This window comes from Legionella busanensis, from assembly GCF_900461525.1.
Lineage (GTDB): Bacteria > Pseudomonadota > Gammaproteobacteria > Legionellales > Legionellaceae > Legionella_C > Legionella_C busanensis.
Window position 1 is genome coordinate 2,841,213 of record NZ_UGOD01000001.1, and the last position, 22,690, is coordinate 2,863,902.

The window sequence follows — 22,690 nt, forward strand, 5'->3', positions numbered from 1 at the left end:
TAGGATTTAATGAGCTTATTTTACTTTTACCCAAGCTAAATCTGACCAACGCGTTGTATAACACGGGCTCTTCATATCTTGTTTCATAGTCCAATTCTTTTTAAAACCCTCCGCTGCTAAACGAATCATTCTATCACCGTATTTTTGATTTATTGATTCCATGACTGACATCAATTTTTCTGTATTCGCCAGCGTCTCTTCCTGTTCAGGATGAAAAAGATTTAATTGGATTTGTTGCTTTGGCGTAAGTTCAGCTAATAAAAGACCTACTTTTTTATATGGAACATTGGGCTTATAAAGTTGCTTTAAACCATGTTTAGCAGTTGCTGTTAATTCTCTTAAATCATCTGTAGGTTTAATTAACCGAAAGCCTAATGTTTTAGAATAAGATTGGAAATTGTCGTTAAAACGACTAGTTAATAAAAAAATAGATACATACTGAGCGGTTAATTCTTGTTTGCGAAGCTTTGACCAAGCCGATGCACAATGATGGCTAATTGCCTTTTCTATTTCAATCAAATCAGTTTGTAGATTACCAAAGGAGCGCGAAGCAAGAATACTTTTATTCGGTGCTATAGCTTCCAAAGGCAAGCAACTAATACCATTCAGTTCCATCACTGTGCGCTGCAAAACGACATTAAATAAAGATTTCATTCTCTGCGGGCTTTGGCAGGCTAAATCACTCGCTGTTAAAATACCTAAACACTTTAATTTCTTTTGCCACTGTTTGCCAATACCCCAAATATTTTCTATAGATATTTGCCTTAACCAATAAGCGGTATCATCTGTAATATTAAAAACAGGAATTGTTAATTTTTTCGCAACCACATTAGCTAACTTAGCTAATGTTTTAGTTTTTCCAATACCGATTGAGGTAGGAATACCTACATATTTTAAAACTTTTTTCTGCAGCATATTACAGAAATAATCAATCTTATTTGGAGATAAGGTGGTTAAATCAAGGAACGCTTCATCAATTGAATAAATTTCAACTGCGTCCCATGCTTCTCTAATCACCTGCATAACACGAGCAGACAAATCACCGTATAACGTATAGTTGGAGGAAAAAAGAGTAACTTGGTTAGTTTTACATAAATCCCTTACTTTAAAGTAAGGCTCCCCCATTTTAATTCCTAATGCCTTAGCTTCATTTGAGCGAGCTATAATACAACCATCATTGTTAGATAAAATGACAATAGGTTTATTACGTAAATCAGGACGAAAAAGACGCTCGCAAGATGCATAGAAATTATTGCAATCAATTAAAGCAAACATAATTATAATGTTTGATGAATAACATGCGTGACCACGCCCCAAATCACCAGTACTGTTTCTTCAGTAATATCAATAGGAGAATAGCTTGGATTGGCGGGAATTAAACATACACGTCCATTACGACATGATAAACGTTTGACTGTTAATTCGCCATTTAAAGCGGCTATGACTACTTTGCCATGTGTTGCTTCAATACTTCTATCGACAATGAGTAAATCACCATTTTGTATGCCTGCATCCTTCATAGAATCACCTTGTGCTCGCACCATAAATGTTGCAGCTGGATGTTTAATCAAGTACTCATTTAAATCTAAAGAAGACTCTAGATAATCATCGGCCGGCGAAGGAAAACCTGCGGCAACTTTACTGCCGTATAAGGCAAATTTTTGAGGTGAAATTTTACTTTGCAAAGTATCTAACTTTGCTAGAATTGCAATTCCAACAGAAGGCTCAATATTATTTTTTATTCTTGTTAAGGCGGTCATAGCCAATCTTTTTAGTCAATATCTTTAAATCAGTTTAGAGTTTAGAATATTGTTTGTAAATAATTAAAAAAATAAACCCTTTTTATATTAATTCCTCTATCGACTAATCAATAAAAATTTTTCTTTGCTTTACCTATTCTTTGATGCTTTAATCAATTATTTAAAATCTGGCTGTGATTTAAATAGTTGACAAGGAAGCCAATATTTATGCGTAAACTAGTTATACTTTTTATTCTTACCTTAACTTCTACGTTATATGCTCAAAGTATATTAGTTAATGATACCAAGCAGCGACATCAAATTATTCAGACTTATTTAAGTAAACTCAATCAATTAGATGCAGATGGCGCTATTGCGCTCTTTATACAAGAAGGTACAGTGATATCAAGGCATCAAGGCGAAATTAAAGCAATCGATTTTTTTCCTGGTTTTGTAGAGAAATTTATAAAATTAGAGATGAAAGAACTTATGTTCTTTAAAACAAGCAACAAAGATTTCTATGCATTAGAAATTGGCTCAGCAGGTATTAAAAAGACTGGCGAACCAGTTTCAGCAACGTTTATGGTTATCTTTCAATTTGCTAAGAATGATAACCAGTTTGAAAAAATAACTATTTTTGCTAATGATACTTTAAGTTACCCACCCAGATAATAACTATTAACTGGCCTAAGCATAGATTTCTTTGGAAACTTTACTGACACGGCCAATTTACAAGCTAAGCGCTGCTCAAACTCATATACTTAGTGCACACTCCGATTCTATGCGCTGGTTCAGACTGCAACTTAACTTTTTACAGCAAGTTTTGAAAAAAATTTAATAAACTTAATAGAATTCAGCTTATTTTTTAAGTCTTTGCTAAACTAACACTATTTCCTTTATAAAAAAATTTATGATTACTATTCATAAAAGCCATGAACGTGGGCACAGCCAGCTTGGTTGGCTCAATAGTTACCATACTTTTTCATTCGGTAACTATTATGATCCAAAATTTATGGGATTTGGTCATTTACGCGTTATCAATGAAGATACGGTCAAACCTGGTTATGGATTTGGAAAACATCCCCATCATAATATGGAAATTATTTCTTATGTTATTTCAGGGACGCTAGAACATAAAGACAGTATGGGAAATGGCTCACTTATAAAAGCAGGTGAGATTCAGAAAATGTCAGCAGGAACTGGCGTAGAACATAGTGAATATAATCCATCAGCAACAGAAAACTTACATTTCCTTCAAATTTGGATCATTCCTGAACAACAACAGTTAACACCAAGCTATGAACAAAAAATGATTACGCAAGAAAGAAATAAATTAATTCTAATTGGTTCTCAAACAGGGACAGCCACTGCTATTAAAATTCAGCAAGACATTAATCTTTTTGCCGGTTATCTTACGACTAATTATTCGCTTAAACATACTTTTATTAATCATAGAGTAGGTTGGCTTCAGTTAATTAAAGGAAAAATTACTTTAAATAATCAGTTATTATCTTCAGGTGATGGTGCAGCAATAACCAACGAAGATACAATTACTATTGCTTGCTCAGAAGACGCAGAATTTCTATTATTTGATTTAACTTCATCATCATGAGGTAGAAGCTTAGTATTAGCATGGATTCCCGCCTACGCGGGAATGAGAGATTAAGATAAAAATGACAGTTTTTAAAGTGATAGGTTTTGTAAGCATAAGCAAATTGAAGAAGATAAGTCTGCAATACTGAAACTTTTTGTCATTTCCGCGTAGGCGAAAATCTATTTTGCAAGTTAGCACCAAAGGTAATACAAAGATAGAATTCTAATAGCCAATAAAATAACAGCACTTTTATAAAACCTAAATTAACAATTACAGACTTCTCATTGATTTTTCTTCTAATTGACTAATAGCATTTATTTCTCGATTTAAGGTATAACTTAAAACAGTTCGAATCAAAACAATAATAGCGACGATCCCAACAGTGTAATAATCAGGCGCAGTTGTTGTACTAATTAAATCTGCAGCGACAATAAATTCTAAACCTAAAGTAAGAACTCGACCTAAACTTAAGCGAATTTGATTAATATCAAAGGTTGGCTCTTTCTTCATCAGTGAAGAAAACGCATAATAAATATAACGGCCAAGCGCTATTAATACTCCAATTAAGATCACAAGTACACCACAAATAGAAATACTATGTTGGATAAACAGAAGCCCTATATGAAAGTCGTCCATATTGCTCTAATCCTCTAATTAAAACTTAGCTAGCTCGCCTATAAGCGCCACATGCTCAATAGGTTGATATTGAGGATAACGTCCTGTATTTTTCCAAGGTGATTCAGGTAATTTAATTAGCTCATCAAGAAGAAAGCAGGCCAATGAATTGGTATAAAATCGTGTATTTGGCTGGTCTAAAAAATCATTAATAATGGTAATTGCCTCATTAGGTGTTAAGCAATTTTCTAACTTTGCACGTAAGTTCTTTGCTGCATCACAACCTACCTGCCCATGGCCTAAGCGTACGAAAAAGCTTTCAGAACCACGAGATTTAGCAATATTGGTTTTATCTGCAGCCCAAGCAAGATAATTTTTGATCCCATATTTAGCCGTATTAATAATTATCATTTTTTCTAAATCTAACTTATGCCTTTGCACGAATTGCTGAATAGTTTGATTAGGAAAAATTCTACCTACTTGTTCATGAACTCTCTCTTTATGTGAAATATTATCTTTTTCTGGTAGTAAGTTTGCTAAGATATTGCAAGCAATCTCTAACGGCAATTTACCCTGAATAAGCATGGAACATACAGGCAATAAAGCTCTTAAAAAAGCTGCCTCACCATTATGAGCTAAATTCAAACGACCATTTTGTTCGTAAGGCGTGAGAGCATGTAATAATTCATCTCGCTGTTGTAACGATTTACTTCTAAAGAGATCATTAGCGGTTAAATCAATTGATTTTATGGTACTAGGAATAGCTTGAATTATGGCAGATAACTCAGCTGTAGTTTTTGCCTGTAAATTATTTGCACTTAAATTCAGTGAGACTAAGTGGACCGGTAGTACTTTAACTACTTGCAATATATCTGCAACAGGCTCATTACCAAGATTATTATGGCTTAAATTAAGATAACAAATAGTAGAAGGTAATGTTATCAATGCTTGCGATAAATCCTTACCTAGCCCTTCGCAATATCCTTTAAAAAATAAGCCTAATGTATTTATAGTACATGGAATAGTTGTAAATGCTTGTGCTAACTCATCACCGGAGTGTTTAATGGTTTGATTTAAATTTAAATCTAGTGTTTTAACCGTACTTGGAATGGCTGCAAAAATTTCAGCTAAATCAGCAGCTGAAGTAGCACCAAAATCATCTAAATCTAAATCAACTACCGTTTTATCAGGTGCTATATCCATAATTGCTCGAACTTTCTGTGGCCAAGACAGTAATCTAAAATTGGCACGCTTAGACATCTACTCTCTCCTTTTAATAAATGCTTAAAATTGTTAACTACATTTGCCGCGGGACCATTAGGTAATTGCTCCAATTTTTTACATCAGAACTATTTATTATGCAAAAAGTATTGTGCTTACGCCTATTAATCTTTAATATCTAGACGGAAAGTCCAGTAAATTTTGTGAAGATTAATCAAAATAATTATAAGAGTTTATTATGTTAAGATTTAATAATTTAAAAAACTATTTTCTAGGAATTACATTATTCACTATTTTTTTTAGCAAAGCTTTTGCTTACCCACATTCGGAAAAAATAGTTAATGCTTCTTCGTTAGCTATTAAGTATTCAGCAAATTCGATTATAAATCTACCTGATAAGCAAGGAACGCTATTAAAAGGCAATGTTAAAATTACTATTAATCCTTTAACTTATCTTTCAGCAGACAAAGTATTAATTAAATTTGCAGATAAAAAACAAAAAACTATTCGTGAATTTATTATATTTGGTGAGGGCTCTTTAAAAAAGAAACAACAGGTAAGCCATTTTAAGGATGGTATTTATAATCTTGCTAAAACTAAACTTACTGCCGAAAAAATTTGGCAGTAAGTTTCTTAACGTTAAGCAGTCTCATCATCTAATGAATCTAATTAAATTGTAAATTGGATTCATTAGTTGAAATTTCTTAAACAATAGCACTTTGTTTATAGTTGCTTATTATTTGTTTGATAATTTTTTAATTCGCTTGCATCATGACTACAAAAAATATTTAATTGGCTTTTATTGTTTAAATAGAGATTGCGTAGTTTATCCTGATTCTCTAACCTTAGCCCCCTATCTACTTCCATCATCCATTGGTAGAAGCGAACCCCTAATGGACAATGACGTGTAGGGTTCTTTATTTCCTGATGATAAAAATAAGCATCACCAGCGTGAAGTAGCCAACCTTTTTCTGTATTTATAGCAATACCAGCATGACCTAAGGTATGACCTGCTAAAGGTATATATAATAAATCCGATAAACCTAACAACGAACTAACACCACCAAATCCATACCATTGCTCACCACCTTCTGAATAAAATTGCCAATTTTTAACTTCATCCCATTGTTGATTTTGATAACGTTTCTTATCAATAAAGCGTTTTTTATTCTGGGTTGCTTCTTTTTCAGCTTGCATAACATGTATAGTTGCTTGGGGAAAATCTTCTATACCACCCGCATGATCAAAATCAAGATGGGTTAAAATGATATGTTGTACATCAGCCGGTGAGAAACCTAATTTTTTAATTTGATTAATAGCTGTATTCTCTTTATTAAATTGAATACGATTTAAATGAATAAAAAAAGGACTTATGCGTAAGCGAGGATGAGCAATATCTTTTTCGCCAAAACCCGTATCAATTAAAACAAGCCCTTGATCTGTTTCAATTAATAAGCAATGGCAAGTTAAATGTGCATATAAACCGGAACTATTACCGTCAAATAACTTGCCCCCTAGTGGGCACATGCAACCACAGTTAATGTGATGTATACGAGCACTGTCCATGTCCTCTTTCCTTATATTGACTTTAATATTAATAAAACAATTATAATGGATAAAATTATAAAAACTTTTTCTTCAATACATTTTCCTTTAAAGTGTTTGTTTTTATTTAATTTTTTTATAATAAATTTTTCTTCTCTATTGATTGAAGGGCTAATAGGCGGGGAGCGTATTGAAAGTTTATTTTTTATTCTTTTTGCTATATAAAGCGTTATGGCTACAAAGTGAAAGTACTTTGCTAACAGATTGCCCGCTTACTAACGTTAAAACCAGTTTTTTACAACTCTATCAAGACCATCAAAATTTCACTAGCCAGGATTGGCTTACACTATTGAAACAAGCACATGATTTAGGTATTAATCATATTATTATTCAATGGAGCTCTGACTCTAACTCAGTCTTTTATCCTGTAAATCCCTTAACTAATCAGCCTTCTGATACGATTTTATTTAAGATAATAAGCGCTGCTAAACAAGAACAATTAACGATCAGCATGGGTTTAAATTATAATCAACAATTTTGGCAAGTACTCAACGGTAAAGATGAAGAGCTTAAGCGCTTTTTAGATACAAATTACCAGAAACAGCAAGCCTTATTGCCTTTTTTAATTAATCTTATAAAAACAGCTGATCCGAACAATAATACTGTCATAGGTTGGTATATAACTGAGGAAATTGATGACTTAAGTTGGCAAAGCGAAAATCGACGCGAACTCTTAAAAAACTACCTAAATAGCTTAACTCAATTACTTAAACAACAAAAACCTAACTGGCCTATTAGTATTTCTACCTATGCCTCAGGTCAAGCAAATCAAGAGCAAATAGTCACGTTGTATCAATTTCTCTTTAATAAAACGAGTGTCAATCGCTTTTTAATGCAAAGCAGTATTGGAACAAAAAAATTAACTTTAGCAAAGCTTAAGGATTACTTGCAAATTATTACTAACGTTTTACAGGGAAGTAAGCGACAATTCGCCGTAATTATTGAATTATTTATTGAAGACAGTAAACAAAAAGTATTTTTAAGTGCGCCTCTTGATTTAGTTTTAGGGCAATTAGTACTAGCTAATCAATATAGCACCATTAATCCTGTGGTATTTTCACTATTTTCTTATGTGTTACCTAATAAAACCATAGATAACTCTACTCTTTATACTTTCTGGCAAACTGAACACGAACGCTGTAAATCATTGTTTAGCCTTATTATACCTCATTCCAAAGGTTACTAATTAATCATTAAGAAATAATTTTTGTCTAAGAGTTTAGCTAGGTTTATCTGATCTTAAATTAATAGAGCGCTACTGATTCAAATTAAATACCGTTAAAATATGCTTACCCATGTTTTTAGCAAGCTCTTCCTCACTTAAAAAAAATGTACCTTGTATTTCTCCTTTTAATAAATTTTTTTCTTCTTCGCTCTCCACACGAGCCACTAGGATAATACTAGGATTAATCTCTTTAGCAACATGTAATATCTGTCGCATGTTAAAGGTATCAGAGGAGGCACCAACTATCATCTCCGCATGTGCCACATGAGCTCGTATAAGCGTTGTTGGGTCCGTTGCATCACCAGGCACAGCTGTTATTTTCTTTTTCTGTAAGGACTCAACCAATTCTCGATTTTGATCAATGACAACATAAGGGATATTTTTTTCATGTAATGATGCAGCTATTTTCCTACCAACTTTACCATAACCAACTAGAATAATATGTTTGGATAAATGCTTATCAGGTTCTAAAGTAGGTAACATTAAGGGCGTTTTAGTGGACTCAAAGGCCTGCAGATAGGGAAATTTTGTTTTTACCCATACTGTAAGAGGCATGATTGCTTTAAATAAAAATGGATTTAACGTAATTGAAATTAAAGCGCCAGCAAGTATCAGACTTTGGCCTTCCGGTGGCAATAATTTTAACAAAACACCTTGACTTGCTAAGATAAATGAGAACTCACCAATTTGCGCTAAACTTGCGGCTATCGTTAATGCGGTATTTAAAGGATAGTGAAAACTTAAAACCAATAAAGCGGCAGCAATCGATTTACCGATAATAATAATCATCACCACAATTAAGATTTGTACAGGTTGATCAAGAAATACATGCGGGTTAACCAACATACCTACAGATACAAAAAACAAAACAGCAAATGCATCTCTAAAAGGAAGAGAGTCTTCCGCCGCCCGCTGACTAAATCTAGATTCTCTAATAATCATACCAGCAAAAAAAGCGCCTAAAGCAAACGATATATCAAATAGTTTAGCTGCGACAAACGCTATACTGACAGCTGCTGCAATAACACATAAAGTAAAAAGCTCTCTTGAACCAGTACGAGTAACTTGCCAAAGTAATTTAGGTAGTGCCCAACGACCTATGAAGAACATCCCAATAACAAATCCAGAAATTTTTAATAGCGCTAAACTTAAAACAAGGACTAAAGAGCTATTGGTATTGTTTTGAGGCCCAACACCTGCCACCTGCGCTATAAAGGGTAAAAAAACTAAGGCTAAGATCATGGCTAGATCTTCTACAATTAACCAACCTACAGCAATCTGCCCCTTTGTTGTTTCTAACATGTTTTGCGACTCAAGCGCCCTAATTAGAACGACAGTACTGGCAACAGAAAGCGCTAAACCAAATACTAATGCGCTACTTAATGTCCATCCCCACATACTAGCTAAGCTTGCACCAAGTATTGTGGCAACAGCAATTTGAATAATGGCACCTGGAAGAGCAATTTTTCTTGTTTCTAATAAATTATCTACAGAAAAATGCAAACCAACACCAAACATCAATAACATTACGCCAATTTCTGCAAATTCAGCAGCAATAGCTGAATTGGCAACAAAGCCAGGTGTAAATGGACCAATTATCATACCAGCTACTAAATAACCTACTAACGAAGGTAATTTTAATTTAACTGCTACAAATCCCATAATAACGGCAAAACCGAGTGCGGTCGCTAACGTTGTTACGAGAGGTAAACTTGGATGCATATATTATTTCCATATCTAAATGCAGCTATAATTTTTTGAAATTTTATTTTATAGACTTCTTCGGAAACTGCTAGTGAGGAGAAAAGGTCAATCGAAAAAAGGACTGAAAAAGCGCAGTGTACATGAAGTACATGAGCATTTTGAAGACCTTTTTTCGGATGAGATTGGCCCTCAATAGCAGTTTCCGAAGAAGTCTTATGGAAAAGTATAGTGGTAGAATGAGGGTTTCTATTAAAAATAAGTTAAAATTTAATCCTTTCTTGGAATTTGATACACTCTGTCAATTACTTTTTTTAACAAACTGGCTTACTTAAACTTAAAAATTAACCTATTTTACTACCAATACCAATTATGATTAAACGCTGCCCATGGTCGCCTGAAAATAAACCTGATTATCAACTCTATCATGATACAGAATGGGGAGTGCCAGTACATAATGATCACAAGCACTTTGAGATGTTAGTGCTTGAAGGAGCGCAAGCTGGCTTAAGTTGGTACACCATCCTTAAGCGACGCGAAGGTTACCGTCGGGCATTTAAAAATTTTGATCCCGTAGAAGTTGCTTGCATGCGTGATGATGCATTGGAAGAAATATTGGCGACTGGCGATATTATTCGCAATCGTTTAAAAGTCTTTTCTGTTCGCAAAAATGCAACTGTATTTATTACTATTCAAAAAGAATTTAAATCGTTTGATACCTATGTCTGGTCATACATGGGAAACAAACCTAAAATCAACCGCCCTCAAACACTTAACGATATTCCTGCACATACAATAGAATCCGATGCATTATCTAAAGATTTAAAAAAACGTGGTATGAGCTTTGTGGGCTCTACTATTATGTATGCTTACATGCAAGCTGTCGGTATAGTTAATGATCACGTGCAAGATTGCTTTTTATGTCCTAAGCGCTAACTATTAGTCTTATAAACTAGGTTTGTGATAAGTTACCTGTGGGCTAAGTCGTAACGGCGGATAAAAAGTAATCAGTAAAATTACAATTAGAATGACACTTAGCCAAGCCATTAGGTAAAAACAGTCATCTAGCGCTAAAGCAGTAGCTCGCCTTAATAAGGCACTGTTTAACTCCGCTAAAGCAGCTTTACCCTTTAAATTAAATTGGCTAGCTTTTGTTAGGTAATAAGAAACCTGTTGTGAGAAAAACGTTAATTTGCTCCCTAAACGTTCATAATAAAATACTTGTCGACGTTGCCATAAAGTAACAAATAAGGCAGTACCAAGACCGCTACTATATAGACGTATAATATGAAAACAGTTCACTGCCTCTTTGGTTTTTTCTGCTGAGAAAGTTTGCGCTGGAAGCTTAAATAAAGGTGGTAAGAAAAGCGCTAACCCAAGACCGGCAAGAATACGAGAAAAAGCGATACGATTAAAATTTACTTCACTATTAAATGTAGCGGTATAAAAAAAAGAAATAGCAAAGAAGAGTAAGGCAATTGCTAGGGGCAGTCGTGGATCGGCTCGTTTATAATCAAGAAAAAGAGGTATCCAAGCGCCAAAAGCCATAGTGAAAATAATTAAAGCAATCCAATTAGGTGTGTAATTGACATACAGCTTTAACCATAACCCTAGCAAAATCACCATACCATAGTACACGCCAAAAAGAACCCCAATGTTTAGCATGGCAAACGTAAAAAAGAAGTTTTTAAAAAGGCGTAAATTAATCACGCTATAAGCAGAATTAAGGCTATTAAAAATAAAAAGTAGTGTGCTTACGCCTCCAATAATAAATAAAACATTGATTAAATTAGAACGAAACCAATCTAGCTCTTGGCCAACCATTAAAGCTGTGCCGATACAAATAATACTGATACTATAAAGAAAAAAATTAAGTTTATTAAAATGAACTTCTTGTGGTTCTTTATCTAAATGTCGCAAACTTACAGCGACTAATATCATCAATATTAAACAAATAGGTATATTAGTAAAAAATAGAAATCGCCAATGATGAGTATAAGCAACCCAGGCTCCCCAACTTGCACCAAGGACCGGCGTAAATGAAAAACAAATAAAGAGATAAGGCAATAATTTTGCCTGTCTTTCAGAAGAAAAGACTTTTGGCATTAAAACAAGTGTAATCAATAAATATAATGGCCCCGACGCTACACCTTCTAAAAATCGGAATAAGATAAAATTAAAATAACTTGTTGCTGTAGCGCAGAGCCAAGAAAAAAGAAGCATCAAAACAAGACAGAGAAGATAAAATTTTACAGGACTTAATTTCATTGCATCTGGTTTACCTAAAGGTGTGCTTAAGGTATTACCAAGACAAAAAAAACTAACACTATAAAAGCTAATAAACGTACTGCCGCCTAAATCACCAACGATATAAATACCGGCCATGATAGGTAATGTTAAATTAAAAATAACTAAACTAAGCGTAAAGATAAATATAAATAAAGGCATCTAAGCTTCTCGTCGCAAAGGCTTTAAAGTAGGCGCTTGATAAGCGTACTGCTTTAAAGTAGGGTCTAAGTTAGCAATAATAATTTCATGAATTAATTTCTTATTACCGACTTCTTCCTTTGTAAAAATATCGGTTCCATAGCTTGGACCAATATAGGATGTAGGAATAAATGGCCCTGGTTTTGATAGGTCCACTCTTACTTCTAAAGATAGCCCTATACGTAAGGGATATTTCCTTAATTCTGAAGCCTCCAGAGCAATACGCACTGGTAATCTTTGCACTATTTTAATCCAATTTCCTGATAAATTTTCGGGCGGAAGTAGTGAAAATGCATTACCTGCACCACCTGATAAACCAACAATGCGCCCATGAAAAACAATCTCACGCCCATACAAATCAGAAGTAATTCTAACTGGTTGTCCTATACGCATGTGTTTTAATTGCGTTTCTTTAAAATTAGCATTCACCCAAATTTGATTAAGAGGGATGATCGCCATTAAAGCCTCAGTTGGATTAACAGCCATACCCACTTGAATTGTTCGCTGAGCAATAAGGCCGTCTACAGGCGCGTAAATATTAGAGCGATAGAGTTGTACCCAAGCATCTCGAACTTCTTGTTCAGCTTTTCGTACTACAGGATGAGCAACTATAGAACTATTCTGGATGAAAGCTAATGCTCTTTGGTAATTATTTTCCGTGCTCTTTAATGCCGCTAAACTCGCCTTTAAATCATCAGCTGCATTTTGGTAATCTTCTAACGATACGCCCTTATCTTGTATCACGCCCGCTCGGTGTTTAAAATTTTGCTGTGCTTTTAGTAATTGCGCTTTGCGAATATTAATTTCTGCTTGCGTTTGAAATACTTCATGAAAAGCTTGACAAACTTCCCGTACTGCATAAGCAAGATTTGCTTTGGCTTTCTCAAGTGCAATCAAGGCGTCAGTTTGATTAAGTTCTATAAGAAGCTGGCCCTTTTTAACTAAATAAGTCTCATCGCTATAAATACCTGTTACAAACCCACTTCTAAGCGGCTTAATATAGACTTGATTACCTTGCACATAAGCATCATTCGTATATTCTTCGCCATGCCAAAAAAGTAGCCACGCAACTAAGAGAACGATCATTAAAATTAGGATTATCAGTACAATAATCTTGTATTTCTTTGCCTTAATATTCTGTTCATTGCTCATGATTGTTTTACCAATGGCACAACTGCTTGACAATAACCTCCACCAAGTGCTTTGGTTAGCTTAATTGAGACTAAATATTGATTATAAAGAATCGTAAGATTCATTAGTTTTTTTTCAATCACATCTTCCTGCTGCCTATAAACTTCCATACCATTATCTAAACCATTTCTTTCGCGTTTTACTACTAATCTATAACGTTCTTCTGCCAAATTAAGGATACGCATTTGTTCAAGCTGTTGTTGATAAACTGATTTCGCAAAAGCTAAAATATCAAGTATTTCCTGAGTGCTACGTAATAGCAAATTATTATAAGCAAAAATAGCTGCATCAAATTGTGCTTTGTTCGCTCTAATGTTTGCTCTTATTGAACCGGCGGTAAAAATAGGTAAGTGGATTGCTGGTCTAAGCGCTGCTGTAAAGCTGGAGGCACGCAATAATTTTTCCCAACCTGCACTTTCTAAACCAATTAAACCAGCAAGATTTACATCAGGGTAATAATCAGCCATTGCTGCACCTGTTTGATAAGCTAGTGCTTTGGCCCGCCAAATCTGTGCCATTAAATCAGGACGCCTAGCAATTAAGTCGATAGAAATTGTTTGAGGTATGATTAGTTTTTTTGGCAAGTGAGCTAAATTTTTAGTAGTAGGCAAAGCTGCCTCGGGATTTCTACCTGCTAATATATTAATTAGATGGCGATTTACAGCAACTTCATTCTCAATATCAGCTAGTAATTGTTTTGCCTCAGATAAGTTTTCAACGATTGTATACGTTGGCAAATCACTCGCTAATGCATTACGAAGTAGCTTATTTTGCAACGTGACAATATTTTGTCTTACTGACACTAATTGACGGTAAAGTTGCCGTTTAATTAAATTAACCTTATAAGCAAAATAAGCCTGGGCCAGTGCAGTTGTAGTTAGCAATTGTACTTGCGCAACTTCAGCACGTTCAGCTTTTGCTCTACCAATAGCAGCCGCTAATAAATTATGATTTTTTCCCCAAAAATCAAATTCATAGCGAAAGGAAAGAGATAAATCAATCAAATCAGCATGGCGTGGAAAGTGACGATTAAGAGCTCGAAATAAGCCGTTTTTACTAACATATTGCAAATTTTCTTTAAAATCAAAAAAAACGAGCGGAAATAATTTAGACCGTGTTACCAACGCCTCTTGCCGAGCGGCCTGCATTTTGCTTTTCACTTCATGAATAGAAGGATTGTTACAAAGTGCTTCTAACATTAAGGTATTAAGTTCTGGTGAATTATAAATCAGCCACCAATATTTACTTGGCCAATCACCTGATTTTATTACCGGGCTCTTTTCTTGTGCCCTAATCTCGCCTTCTATATTTGGTATTGATTTTAACGATCGAGTTTGTTGATAGGGTGGTAAAGAGACCTGACAGGATAGCAGCATCCAAAATATAAAATAAACACTCATCCTTAAGGTACCACGCATGCATCTATCCTTGGTTGCCTAATACATTAATAAAAGTTAAATAAGTTAATTATGTTAGCTCTGAAAATAAGTTGAGTAAAATGATATTTAGAAGTTTCAGCCATTAAAGATTTCTTCAAAGTTTATGTAGGTGCTAGATGCTAATTCCAAGAATAAAGCTATAGATTCAGCAAGGAAAAATTAAATACGTAGAGTTAAGTAGATGAATAAACGTAAAAAAGAAGATATAAGTGCCAGGAAGTAAGAACTTAGAAAAGATATGGTAATAAGTATATGGTGTTTAATTAAAACGCTTATTTAATATTTATAGGCACACTAGAGGCCTATAAATATTAAAAGTTATTTTAATATTATTAATTTCTTCTAATAGAAGGTGGTACTGCAATAACTTCTAATTCAAAATAGACGGTGTTTGTGTTATCACCAACAACAGGAATCAGGGTAGTAGGATGAGCAGCAAATGCTGGACCAAATTCCAAGCGGCATGTCTCACGGGGAGCAACAGCAGGACAGACGCTTTCATTAATTATATCGATACTAGGAGGAAAAACTGCTCTAACATTTAGAGCTGTAATACGCGATAGATTAATAATCTCGACAAAACCGCTATTTTCCAGAAAAGTATTTAAAATAATATGACAAGCTGCTATAGAATTATGGCAAGTCATTGGGCTTAAACCGGATACTCGGCTAATTTGCAATGTAGCTTGATTAGTTAACTTATTATTTGCATTTGCTTGATTTGAAATAAACAATAGAAAAAGAAAAGTAACAAAGACTTTAAGTGTTAAAAATACTTTATCCATCATTTCATCCCTAAATAAAAACGCCCTGTCAAGGCGTCAACAATACTTAGAAAAAGTTATTCAGTCAATGCCATTGTAAGTTGATTATTGGATTAGATTGCTGTTATTAAATATTCATTTATATTAAGCTGTTTTTTATACATAGGGAATTGTTAATGACTGGTCGTTGGTTTCTTAGGATTTATCTTTTAATTTTAATTTTCTCTTTGATAGCTTGTCGTTCAGAAACACCTTTAGAAGATTATAAGGCTATTACTGAGTTACAAAACCAAAATCGCGAGCGTTCTGTTTTAACAGAGACAACTACAACTCAAGATAATGTTAATACCACTATCGCTGCAGAGGTTGTAGCGAGCAGTTTAAAAGTAAGTCCACTACCACCGGCGCCGCCACCACCACCGCCACCACCGCCACCGCCAGACACAGCAGTGATAGATATTAATAATTGCGGCACCATACCCTAAGTTTATTTTGGTAAAGCAGATGAGATCTTTAGTCAATTTAAAAGTAATTAAACTAGCTGTGGAAGGAATATGATGACTCGTACTATTTTTCTATTTATGCTGCTCTTATCTGCTTTTGTATATGCGGAAAATAAGCATCCAGTTAATCAAATTCAATATGAAACGATTGAACCTTTAAAACAACAGTATATAAGACCTAGAGCCATTATCAACACCGCCTATGATGATTTTAAATTTTCATCACGTAAAGGCGCTCTTTTTAATAATTATTCTGGCCACAATAGGTATATCGCAGTTGGCGGTGATGATCTTAATTTCGGCGATTACCTTGCCGGCTTTAATTTTTTTAATATTAGGACCAATAATACAACGTGGTCACATTTGAATGTGAGTTTAAGTCAGAGTTCACTTGCTATAGAGAATAATGGCCTTTATGTTCATGTTATGAAGCAAATTTTTTCACCTCTTTTTATTGATGTATTTGCTAGCTATGGCCAAAATAAATTTAAACTAGATAATACTGTTTATGGTAATACTATTGATCCCTTACCAGGTTATTCACAATATAGCGGTACTAATAGCTTAGCTGGGATTCGTACCTTTTTCGGCTATGCTTATCAACATTTTTATCTACAAGGTGATTTAACTTATTTTTATAGTAATTTCCATCAACGTACCTACAATATAATTTATCCTAATCAAAACACGATTGTACCAGCCCTAACATCTAGAATAGGTACTTTTTTAGAAAACGCTCGCTTATATTATCAAGTTAATGAGTATTTCTCACCCTTTATAAGCGGTGGATTAGTCCAATTAGCTAGTCGAAATTATAGTCGACGTTTAATTGATCAAAATCTTGCTTTGATCTCTTCTTTACCACAACTACTTATTGGCAGAACAGGTTATCGCATAGGGGCAGGCTTTAATTTCAATTATAAATTATTACGTATAACACCAACTTACTTTTATTCAGAACGCAGCCATAACTTTAAAGATAATTATGCAGGTATTACGTTTGAGTTTATAGGCGTTTAAGACTTTATAAGTATCCTAGGTTTGATCTTATTTGTATAAATAGTAACATAGTGCTCACTGATTGATTGAATTAGAGAGTATTATGCCTTTCAGCTATCTGAGTACCCAACAATTTAAAAAATTATGTCAACAAAAATCATTAGTAGAATTGAAAAACCTTAATCATCGCTACGGTGACCTTTTTGAAAAGATCGGTCAAAATGAAACGAATATTTATAACCAAATAACTTCTATTGATGATGAAATCACGACTATTCAATTAAAAATAGACGAGGCGAACGTCTTTCAAGAACAAGCTCGAGCATACCGACAAAATATATTAGATAATTTACCTAGTGGTCGAACAGAAAAACGGTCAGTCCTACAAATTGTTACTTATGAGTTTGATTATACCCAGCTTGCCATGCAGGAAAAATTACACAAACTTAAATATCAAAAATCAACTTTAACACAAAGGCTTAACAGACTTAGTGCTGAATTTAGAACATGCGTGCAAGAATTAAGAATTGTTAATGCTGTGATAGAAGAAAAAGAACACAATTTAACCACTTTAAAACAGCCTTCTCAAAATTAAATAAACGTAATTAACTTATAGATAAAATTATCTTAAGTACTTATTATTTTTTATTTTTTTAGAAATAAACTTTTATTAACCATGGGTGCTACTAAAAATTTAGCGCCTGGCTACCTTTCATTAGCTAATGTATATCAAAAATTAATTCCTTTTCAGGAACAGAAAGTGTACCCAATAATTAATTTACGCTTAGAAGATTTTCGCAGAGCAGTGAATAAAAAAATTATTATATTTAAATTACGTTGGGCTTGGCCTAGCTATTCAACAAGAAAGGTAAAAGTACAATCTATCTGCATTTAGCTTATATTTTGATTCAATATCTTTCAGCTTGGAACATTCTTACACCCTTATATTCTTATCAATTATAAAATGATATTTAGCAAAATCTTGCTCACTAATCACCCTTTACAAGGTAAGAAAGAAAAAAGCTTTTGAGTTTAATAAGTTTTTAGTGCTTTAAATTAAAGTATTTTAGCTAAGCTAATGAACAATTATTGATATATAAAATTACTTCTATACTAATTATTAAGGAATTTCATTAAATTTCAAATAAAGGTGAATCCGTATGCAAGCGAACTTCATTGAGGCTAGCCCGTCTGGACTTGTTTTTACAAAAGATTTTTTCGAATTTTGCCTTAGAAAGCAGCTTAATAACCCGGATTTGATTGTAGAAGCAGTTAATTATATTCCTTCTTCGAGCGAGAAAATGACGCTTGAATTAAAGCATCCTAAAAAAGGCGAACTGCCTATTGGCGTACAACATTACCACCTTTGTTTTATTAATGGTGAAACAAAAAAAAATGTTGAACTACTTGTAAAATCTAAAATTAGTGAACAACATTATTTGCAAGCTATCACTCAAGCATTTGAAAAATGTGGCATAACAACTGAAAGTCCTTTAATAAACTATTTATCCCAACTGGAGTTTAGGGATGTAAATAATAAGGAAGTCGCAGTTTATAAGATGCAAAAAGAACATGCACCTTTTAATACCTTTTTACCAACCTGCTATGGCTATTATTTAAATGAAGACGAAGGTGCTTGTATCCTTATTCTACAATACCTATCTGACGAATATTTATCTTTCGATCCCTTTGATGTAGAAAAATGGGATCGCTTAGCTATTGATTATTATATTAAAGCACTTGCCCAATTACATGCAGTTTGGTTTGGAAAAACTAAGGACTTAATTACTCAAGCGCCATCTTTTAAAAATATTTTAAATGCTCATAAAATGCAAGAATTCATGCCTTATTGGGCTGCGTTAGCAAAGGCAGTGGAGAAAGCAAAGCTACCCTTCTTAAATGAAACAGATTATATATTTCATCAACAGCTAATTAGCAATCTAAATACCTGGTGGCAATTTGATACCATGCAAAAAACGTTAGTGCAAAATGACTGTGTACCTAAAAATGTCGGCCTAAATTTAACTAAACAAGAAGTTTATATTTATGATTGGGAAATTGCTACTGCTCATGTTCCCCAGCGAGATTTAGTTGAATTTTTAGCTTATGTGCTACCCTCATCATTTGATGAGGCATTACTTACGCACTATATAGAGTGTCATCGACATCACTTAATAAAATATAGTCAGCAAGATATCGATAAGAGTACATGGCGTCTTGGATTCCTTTATACCGTTTATGATTATTTGATTCAACGTGTTTTACCTCAACTGGTCTTTGAACAATTAGAGGCAAGAAATATTGAAAAAATTTATAAAAATGCACGCCGAATGATAAATATTTTATTAGTAGGAGAATAAAATGACACATGTACGGGTAATTTTACCTGGCTATAATGTCAAAGCCTTAAATATGGATATGCTAAAGCCTTTTGTATGCACTGAACTAACTTTAAGTATTGCTTATGTTAATTTGCCTGTCGATGCCGTTCGTCACGAATTTGATATGGCCTTACTGGCGCCAGGATTAATCGAACAAGCAATTCAGGCTGAAAAAGAAAATGCTTCTGCAATTGTTATTGATCTTATGGCAGAAATAGCATTAGCTGCTATCCGTGAAGCTGTTTCTATTCCTGTTGTGAGTTTACCTGAGGTTACCATGCATGTAGCAGCAATGATGGGAAGAAAGTTTGCTATTATAAACACCACAGAAGAGTTAACTGCAATTCAGGAAAATTTAGCTAGGGTTCATGGATTTAGTGATCATTTGGCTTGCGTACAGGGAGTTCAGTTAAACCCGCATGATGATTATACAGCAGAAGAAATTATACAGAACTTAATTGAACAATGTTATGACGCCGTTATAGAAAAACATGCTGATACGCTTATTTTTGGTTCAGGTCGCCTTATTGCTTATCGTGATAAAATTAATGAGGGCCTACTTAAGAAAGGAGTCAATGTCTCTATTATTGAGCCTCTTCCTACGGGTATTTATTTTGCTAAATTTTTAGCCGATGCAAAAATAACCCATAGCAAAAAAATTTATTGTACACCTAGCGCGGATACTTTTAAAAAGTATGCAAAAATCCTTAAGGCATTTAATGATTCTTCTATTTAATTAATGTATGTCATAAGAATTAGAAAGCAAGCGCTAAAAATTATGAAGGTTAATAATAAAGTAATTAATAGCAACCTAACGTTATTAATAGGCTCCGGTCTAAGATAAAAACTATAAGCGCCTAATAAACCACAAGCGCCACCGAGTAAAAAGCCACCTATAACATCTGTTAACCAATGCACTTTAAGAAATAAGCGAGAAGTTAACACCAGTAAAATGAAGATAAATGATAATGTTAAGATAAACCAAATATGTTTGATTTTAGGAGCAAGTAGCGCTAAAAGAAAAGTGACATAAGCTGTACATAATGTTGAATGCCGACTAGGAAAAGCATAGGTTGCCTGGTCAGGCATCGCATTTGGCCTTGGATAAGCAATGGTAATTTTTAATATAGAAGCCAATATTGTTGCAATAAAAATCATGCCAAATAGATGAATAGCTAAATGTTTTTGTTGTTTTAAATACAAAATCATACTGGCAACAGCAATTGTAGAAATAATAATATATTTATTACCAAATAAGGATAGAAAATTACTCGCATAAAAAATGAAAGAGCTTTGTATTTTATCAACAAATAAGTAGACATTTTTATCAATTGATAAAAATGAGGCCCGGTAAAAAACAGTTAGGGCAAGAGCAAAAAATAGGCCTAAGCATAAAATACCACCGAATAAAAAGTAATTTTTTTTCATTCTAATAATGGCTCTAACTGTAATTTTAAAGGAAAAAGCGCTCAAATTGACAATATTAAAAGTATAACCAAATACATTCTTAAATGTTATGACAACTCAATAGCAAATTAACTTTAAATAGCACTCAAAATTCAGCACTTAGTTAACGGTATAAGGTGAGACAGCTCTTTGGCAGAGTTTACGCACCGCCATGGCAATAGGCTTGTATAATTGAGCTTGTTTAGCGTCACCTGTATATTCCTTGGCTAAGGCTACTGGATCAGTGAAACTTAACCATACTTGGCCTGTTTCATCTGTCGTTGCCATCACACGTAGAGGTAAATCAATAGCGATAGCAGGGATTGCTTGCATCATGGCAGTTCCTTTAGCAGGATTCCCAATAATTAATACTTCAGTCATCGGTAGTTTTTGGCCTACTTGTTGAGCTTCCCCACTATGATCGATATGAGCAAATACCTTACCGCCTTGTGCTTTAACTAAAGTAGCAACACGCTCCATTGTTTCTTTCACAGAATAAGGACTTTGGATAGTTTCTACCCACGGCGCGGTTAAGGGTGCTGCTAAGCGAGCATCAAAAGCACCAGCGATTTTACGCCCTAAAATATCTAAATCTGGCAAATCACCTTTATTGGCTAGCAAGGTAACACACAATAATTCATCGGGCGCTGTAAACCGGCTAAGGAAGGAAGAATAACCAGGCATGTTGCCTTTTATTTCCATTAATCCTTTTCGCCCTGGAAATAACCATCCTGTATTGCCTGGTATGGTTTTCCCATTTTTTAAGGTAATAGGATTAAATAGAAAAGCCCTATCTTTAGCGTCTTTAACTAAAATATCGCCTGCTAAGCCTATATCCCAGGTGCTAATATCAGCACTTGATGCAATAAGCCCACTATTGGCAAAAGAAGCGCTCCAACTTGTTGGCTTGATAGCAACTAAACTTCCACTGCTCTCTTGTAAATAGCCATTTGCTAATTCAGTTGGGTTAATTAATTCAGCCACATGTAAGAATTGACTATGTTTAGATGAACTATTTTCAGTACTGAATTCATTTTTGATAGCATGTTTATTGGCAATAAAATAAGTATGTTTAAGGCCTAAAGGTTCAATCTGCTTTTTAGTTACATAATCTTCATAGGACATGCCACTTGTATTTTCAATAATAAGGCCAAGTAAATAATAATTAGTGCTACTTTTATAAGCTTGTGTTCCTGAATTAAATAATAAGGGCTTATCTTTAATAATGTTTATAATTTCTGTAGGTGTATAATCTTTAGCAAAATCAAAGCTAGGCTCATCTGTGTAACTAGCTAACCCAGAACTGTGCATGATTAAATCTTGAATCGTAATAGCGTTCCATTGGGAGGACAATCCTAAGGAAGAGGGAAGGTATTTGGTAATCGAATCCTCAAGTTTAAGTTTTCTTTCTTCTTTAAGCTGCATGATGGCAATTGCAGTCACAACATTAGTTATCTCACCAACATTAAATACGCTATTTGATGAAACTAATTGCTGGCTTTGAATATCAGCAATACCATAACCAACCACCCTGGTAATATAAGGTGCTTGCACAATTGCTAATGATAGGCCAGGAATATTATTTTTTTCCATATACTTTATCACCAAATCATCAATGGATTGGCCATGATAAAGTACGTGATAATCACCACGACCCTGCCCTGCAAACGTTGAATTTGAAATAAGCGCCCCCACTATTCCGAATGTGAGAAAAAATTTTTTACTCTTCCTAAAAGATAGCATAGCTCATTTATTAAAATTTATTATTTATTTTATATTA

Annotated in this window: 22 protein-coding genes; 10 read left to right on the forward strand and 12 right to left on the reverse strand. The window is 34.0% G+C overall.

Annotated features, from left to right (window positions below; all coding sequences use genetic code 11):
- Positions 1–15 precede the first annotated feature (15 nt).
- Together DYH30_RS12530 and DYH30_RS12535 are read right to left on the reverse strand one after the other, a co-directional pair.
- Entirely contained in the window at positions 16–1,275 is a 1,260-nt protein-coding gene (locus tag DYH30_RS12530; RefSeq protein ID WP_115331982.1) for a Y-family DNA polymerase, read from the reverse strand.
- A gap of 2 nt (positions 1,276–1,277) precedes the next feature.
- Positions 1,278–1,760, reverse strand: coding sequence for a LexA family protein (locus DYH30_RS12535; protein ID WP_115331983.1), 483 nt, complete (start codon positions 1,758–1,760; stop codon positions 1,278–1,280).
- Positions 1,761–1,967: 207 nt separating this feature from the next.
- On the opposite strand from DYH30_RS12535, the gene DYH30_RS12540 reads away from it, so the two are divergent.
- Together DYH30_RS12540 and DYH30_RS12545 are read left to right on the forward strand one after the other, a co-directional pair.
- Positions 1,968–2,411 (forward strand): hypothetical protein, encoded by a 444-nt coding sequence (locus tag DYH30_RS12540; protein ID WP_115331984.1) that lies wholly within the window; start codon positions 1,968–1,970, stop codon positions 2,409–2,411.
- A 238-nt stretch (positions 2,412–2,649) separates the two neighbouring features.
- Positions 2,650–3,351, forward strand: a complete 702-nt coding sequence (locus tag DYH30_RS12545; RefSeq protein WP_115331985.1) for a pirin family protein — start codon at positions 2,650–2,652, stop codon at positions 3,349–3,351.
- Between the two features lie 252 nt (positions 3,352–3,603).
- Here DYH30_RS12545 and DYH30_RS12550 read toward each other — a convergent pair whose 3' ends face one another.
- Both DYH30_RS12550 and DYH30_RS12555 read right to left on the reverse strand, forming a co-directional pair.
- Complete coding sequence (locus tag DYH30_RS12550; protein WP_115331986.1) at positions 3,604–3,969, reverse strand: DUF1622 domain-containing protein; 366 nt, start codon at positions 3,967–3,969, stop codon at positions 3,604–3,606.
- An 18-nt stretch (positions 3,970–3,987) separates the two neighbouring features.
- Positions 3,988–5,208, reverse strand: coding sequence for a leucine-rich repeat domain-containing protein (locus DYH30_RS12555; protein WP_115331987.1), 1,221 nt, complete (start codon positions 5,206–5,208; stop codon positions 3,988–3,990).
- A gap of 199 nt (positions 5,209–5,407) precedes the next feature.
- Between DYH30_RS12555 and DYH30_RS12560 the strand changes: the two genes are divergently transcribed.
- Positions 5,408–5,797, forward strand: coding sequence for a hypothetical protein (locus DYH30_RS12560; RefSeq protein ID WP_115331988.1), 390 nt, complete (start codon positions 5,408–5,410; stop codon positions 5,795–5,797).
- Between the two features lie 95 nt (positions 5,798–5,892).
- Here DYH30_RS12560 and DYH30_RS12565 read toward each other — a convergent pair whose 3' ends face one another.
- Positions 5,893–6,735, reverse strand: a complete 843-nt coding sequence (locus DYH30_RS12565) for an MBL fold metallo-hydrolase (protein WP_176579740.1) — start codon at positions 6,733–6,735, stop codon at positions 5,893–5,895.
- A gap of 169 nt (positions 6,736–6,904) precedes the next feature.
- Here DYH30_RS12565 and DYH30_RS12570 point away from each other — a divergent pair, with 169 nt between their 5' ends.
- Positions 6,905–7,960 carry a DUF4434 domain-containing protein gene (locus DYH30_RS12570; protein WP_115331989.1) on the forward strand — a complete coding sequence of 352 codons (1,056 nt, stop codon included), beginning with the start codon at positions 6,905–6,907 and terminating at the stop codon, positions 7,958–7,960.
- Positions 7,961–8,029: 69 nt separating this feature from the next.
- On the opposite strand, the gene DYH30_RS12575 is transcribed toward DYH30_RS12570, so the two are convergent.
- Positions 8,030–9,721, reverse strand: a complete 1,692-nt coding sequence (locus tag DYH30_RS12575) for a cation:proton antiporter (RefSeq protein ID WP_115331990.1) — start codon at positions 9,719–9,721, stop codon at positions 8,030–8,032.
- Positions 9,722–10,072: 351 nt separating this feature from the next.
- Here DYH30_RS12575 and DYH30_RS12580 point away from each other — a divergent pair, with 351 nt between their 5' ends.
- Complete coding sequence (locus DYH30_RS12580) at positions 10,073–10,636, forward strand: DNA-3-methyladenine glycosylase I (RefSeq protein WP_115331991.1); 564 nt, start codon at positions 10,073–10,075, stop codon at positions 10,634–10,636.
- A gap of 9 nt (positions 10,637–10,645) precedes the next feature.
- Here DYH30_RS12580 and DYH30_RS12585 read toward each other — a convergent pair whose 3' ends face one another.
- From DYH30_RS12585 to DYH30_RS12600, 4 genes are all read right to left on the reverse strand, one after another.
- Positions 10,646–12,148 (reverse strand): MFS transporter, encoded by a 1,503-nt coding sequence (locus DYH30_RS12585; RefSeq protein ID WP_115331992.1) that lies wholly within the window; start codon positions 12,146–12,148, stop codon positions 10,646–10,648.
- On the reverse strand, positions 12,149–13,339 hold the full coding sequence (locus DYH30_RS12590) for an HlyD/EmrA/EmrK family protein (RefSeq protein ID WP_115331993.1): 1,191 nt from the start codon (positions 13,337–13,339) through the stop codon (positions 12,149–12,151).
- A complete protein-coding gene (locus DYH30_RS12595; RefSeq protein ID WP_115331994.1) occupies positions 13,336–14,796 on the reverse strand; it encodes an efflux transporter outer membrane subunit in 1,461 nt (486 codons plus the stop codon). Before DYH30_RS12595 ends, DYH30_RS12590 begins: the two co-directional genes overlap by 4 nt.
- Positions 14,797–15,149: 353 nt before the next feature.
- Complete coding sequence (locus DYH30_RS12600; protein WP_115331995.1) at positions 15,150–15,602, reverse strand: hypothetical protein; 453 nt, start codon at positions 15,600–15,602, stop codon at positions 15,150–15,152.
- A 155-nt stretch (positions 15,603–15,757) separates the two neighbouring features.
- On the opposite strand from DYH30_RS12600, the gene DYH30_RS12605 reads away from it, so the two are divergent.
- The 5 genes from DYH30_RS12605 to DYH30_RS12630 all read left to right on the forward strand — a co-directional run bounded on the left by DYH30_RS12605 (position 15,758) and on the right by DYH30_RS12630 (position 20,200).
- Complete coding sequence (locus DYH30_RS12605; protein ID WP_115331996.1) at positions 15,758–16,066, forward strand: hypothetical protein; 309 nt, start codon at positions 15,758–15,760, stop codon at positions 16,064–16,066.
- 69 nt (positions 16,067–16,135) lie between these two features.
- Positions 16,136–17,104 (forward strand): hypothetical protein, encoded by a 969-nt coding sequence (locus DYH30_RS12610; RefSeq protein ID WP_131740699.1) that lies wholly within the window; start codon positions 16,136–16,138, stop codon positions 17,102–17,104.
- Positions 17,105–17,186: 82 nt separating this feature from the next.
- Positions 17,187–17,678, forward strand: coding sequence for a hypothetical protein (locus DYH30_RS12615; RefSeq protein WP_115331998.1), 492 nt, complete (start codon positions 17,187–17,189; stop codon positions 17,676–17,678).
- A 565-nt stretch (positions 17,679–18,243) separates the two neighbouring features.
- Positions 18,244–19,443 (forward strand): 3-hydroxy-3-methylglutaryl-CoA reductase, encoded by a 1,200-nt coding sequence (locus tag DYH30_RS12625; protein ID WP_115332000.1) that lies wholly within the window; start codon positions 18,244–18,246, stop codon positions 19,441–19,443.
- 1 nt (position 19,444) lies between these two features.
- Positions 19,445–20,200, forward strand: coding sequence for an aspartate/glutamate racemase family protein (locus DYH30_RS12630; RefSeq protein ID WP_115332001.1), 756 nt, complete (start codon positions 19,445–19,447; stop codon positions 20,198–20,200).
- Here the strand turns inward: DYH30_RS12630 and DYH30_RS12635 are convergent.
- The gene (locus tag DYH30_RS12635) at positions 20,197–20,892 is read right to left on the reverse strand and encodes a phosphatase PAP2 family protein (protein WP_115332002.1); all 696 of its coding nucleotides are present in this window, start codon (positions 20,890–20,892) and stop codon (positions 20,197–20,199) included. The genes DYH30_RS12630 and DYH30_RS12635 overlap by 4 nt on opposite strands.
- Before the next feature lie 138 nt (positions 20,893–21,030).
- Positions 21,031–22,605 (reverse strand): serine hydrolase, encoded by a 1,575-nt coding sequence (locus DYH30_RS12640; RefSeq protein ID WP_242604740.1) that lies wholly within the window; start codon positions 22,603–22,605, stop codon positions 21,031–21,033.
- Positions 22,606–22,690: the final 85 nt, after the last annotated feature.

Excerpts from the sequence above, each read along its gene's own strand:
- DYH30_RS12575 (WP_115331990.1), bottom strand. The coding sequence starts at position 9,721 with ATGCATCCAAGTTTACCTCTCGTAACAACGTTAGCGACCGCACTCGGT.
- DYH30_RS12630 (WP_115332001.1), top strand. The coding sequence starts at position 19,445 with ATGACACATGTACGGGTAATTTTACCTGGCTATAATGTCAAAGCCTTA.
- DYH30_RS12555 (WP_115331987.1), bottom strand. The coding sequence starts at position 5,208 with ATGTCTAAGCGTGCCAATTTTAGATTACTGTCTTGGCCACAGAAAGTT.
- DYH30_RS12550 (WP_115331986.1), bottom strand. The coding sequence starts at position 3,969 with ATGGACGACTTTCATATAGGGCTTCTGTTTATCCAACATAGTATTTCT.
- DYH30_RS12530 (WP_115331982.1), bottom strand. The coding sequence starts at position 1,275 with ATGTTTGCTTTAATTGATTGCAATAATTTCTATGCATCTTGCGAGCGT.
- DYH30_RS12560 (WP_115331988.1), top strand. The coding sequence starts at position 5,408 with ATGTTAAGATTTAATAATTTAAAAAACTATTTTCTAGGAATTACATTA.
- DYH30_RS12590 (WP_115331993.1), bottom strand. The coding sequence starts at position 13,339 with ATGAGCAATGAACAGAATATTAAGGCAAAGAAATACAAGATTATTGTA.
- DYH30_RS12585 (WP_115331992.1), bottom strand. The coding sequence starts at position 12,148 with ATGCCTTTATTTATATTTATCTTTACGCTTAGTTTAGTTATTTTTAAT.
- DYH30_RS12615 (WP_115331998.1), top strand. The coding sequence starts at position 17,187 with ATGCCTTTCAGCTATCTGAGTACCCAACAATTTAAAAAATTATGTCAA.
- DYH30_RS12580 (WP_115331991.1), top strand. The coding sequence starts at position 10,073 with ATGATTAAACGCTGCCCATGGTCGCCTGAAAATAAACCTGATTATCAA.
- DYH30_RS12600 (WP_115331995.1), bottom strand. The coding sequence starts at position 15,602 with ATGGATAAAGTATTTTTAACACTTAAAGTCTTTGTTACTTTTCTTTTT.
- DYH30_RS12610 (WP_131740699.1), top strand. The coding sequence starts at position 16,136 with ATGATGACTCGTACTATTTTTCTATTTATGCTGCTCTTATCTGCTTTT.
- DYH30_RS12565 (WP_176579740.1), bottom strand. The coding sequence starts at position 6,735 with ATGGACAGTGCTCGTATACATCACATTAACTGTGGTTGCATGTGCCCA.
- DYH30_RS12540 (WP_115331984.1), top strand. The coding sequence starts at position 1,968 with ATGCGTAAACTAGTTATACTTTTTATTCTTACCTTAACTTCTACGTTA.
- DYH30_RS12635 (WP_115332002.1), bottom strand. The coding sequence starts at position 20,892 with ATGAAAAAAAATTACTTTTTATTCGGTGGTATTTTATGCTTAGGCCTA.
- DYH30_RS12605 (WP_115331996.1), top strand. The coding sequence starts at position 15,758 with ATGACTGGTCGTTGGTTTCTTAGGATTTATCTTTTAATTTTAATTTTC.
- DYH30_RS12625 (WP_115332000.1), top strand. The coding sequence starts at position 18,244 with ATGCAAGCGAACTTCATTGAGGCTAGCCCGTCTGGACTTGTTTTTACA.
- DYH30_RS12595 (WP_115331994.1), bottom strand. The coding sequence starts at position 14,796 with ATGCGTGGTACCTTAAGGATGAGTGTTTATTTTATATTTTGGATGCTG.
- DYH30_RS12545 (WP_115331985.1), top strand. The coding sequence starts at position 2,650 with ATGATTACTATTCATAAAAGCCATGAACGTGGGCACAGCCAGCTTGGT.
- DYH30_RS12535 (WP_115331983.1), bottom strand. The coding sequence starts at position 1,760 with ATGACCGCCTTAACAAGAATAAAAAATAATATTGAGCCTTCTGTTGGA.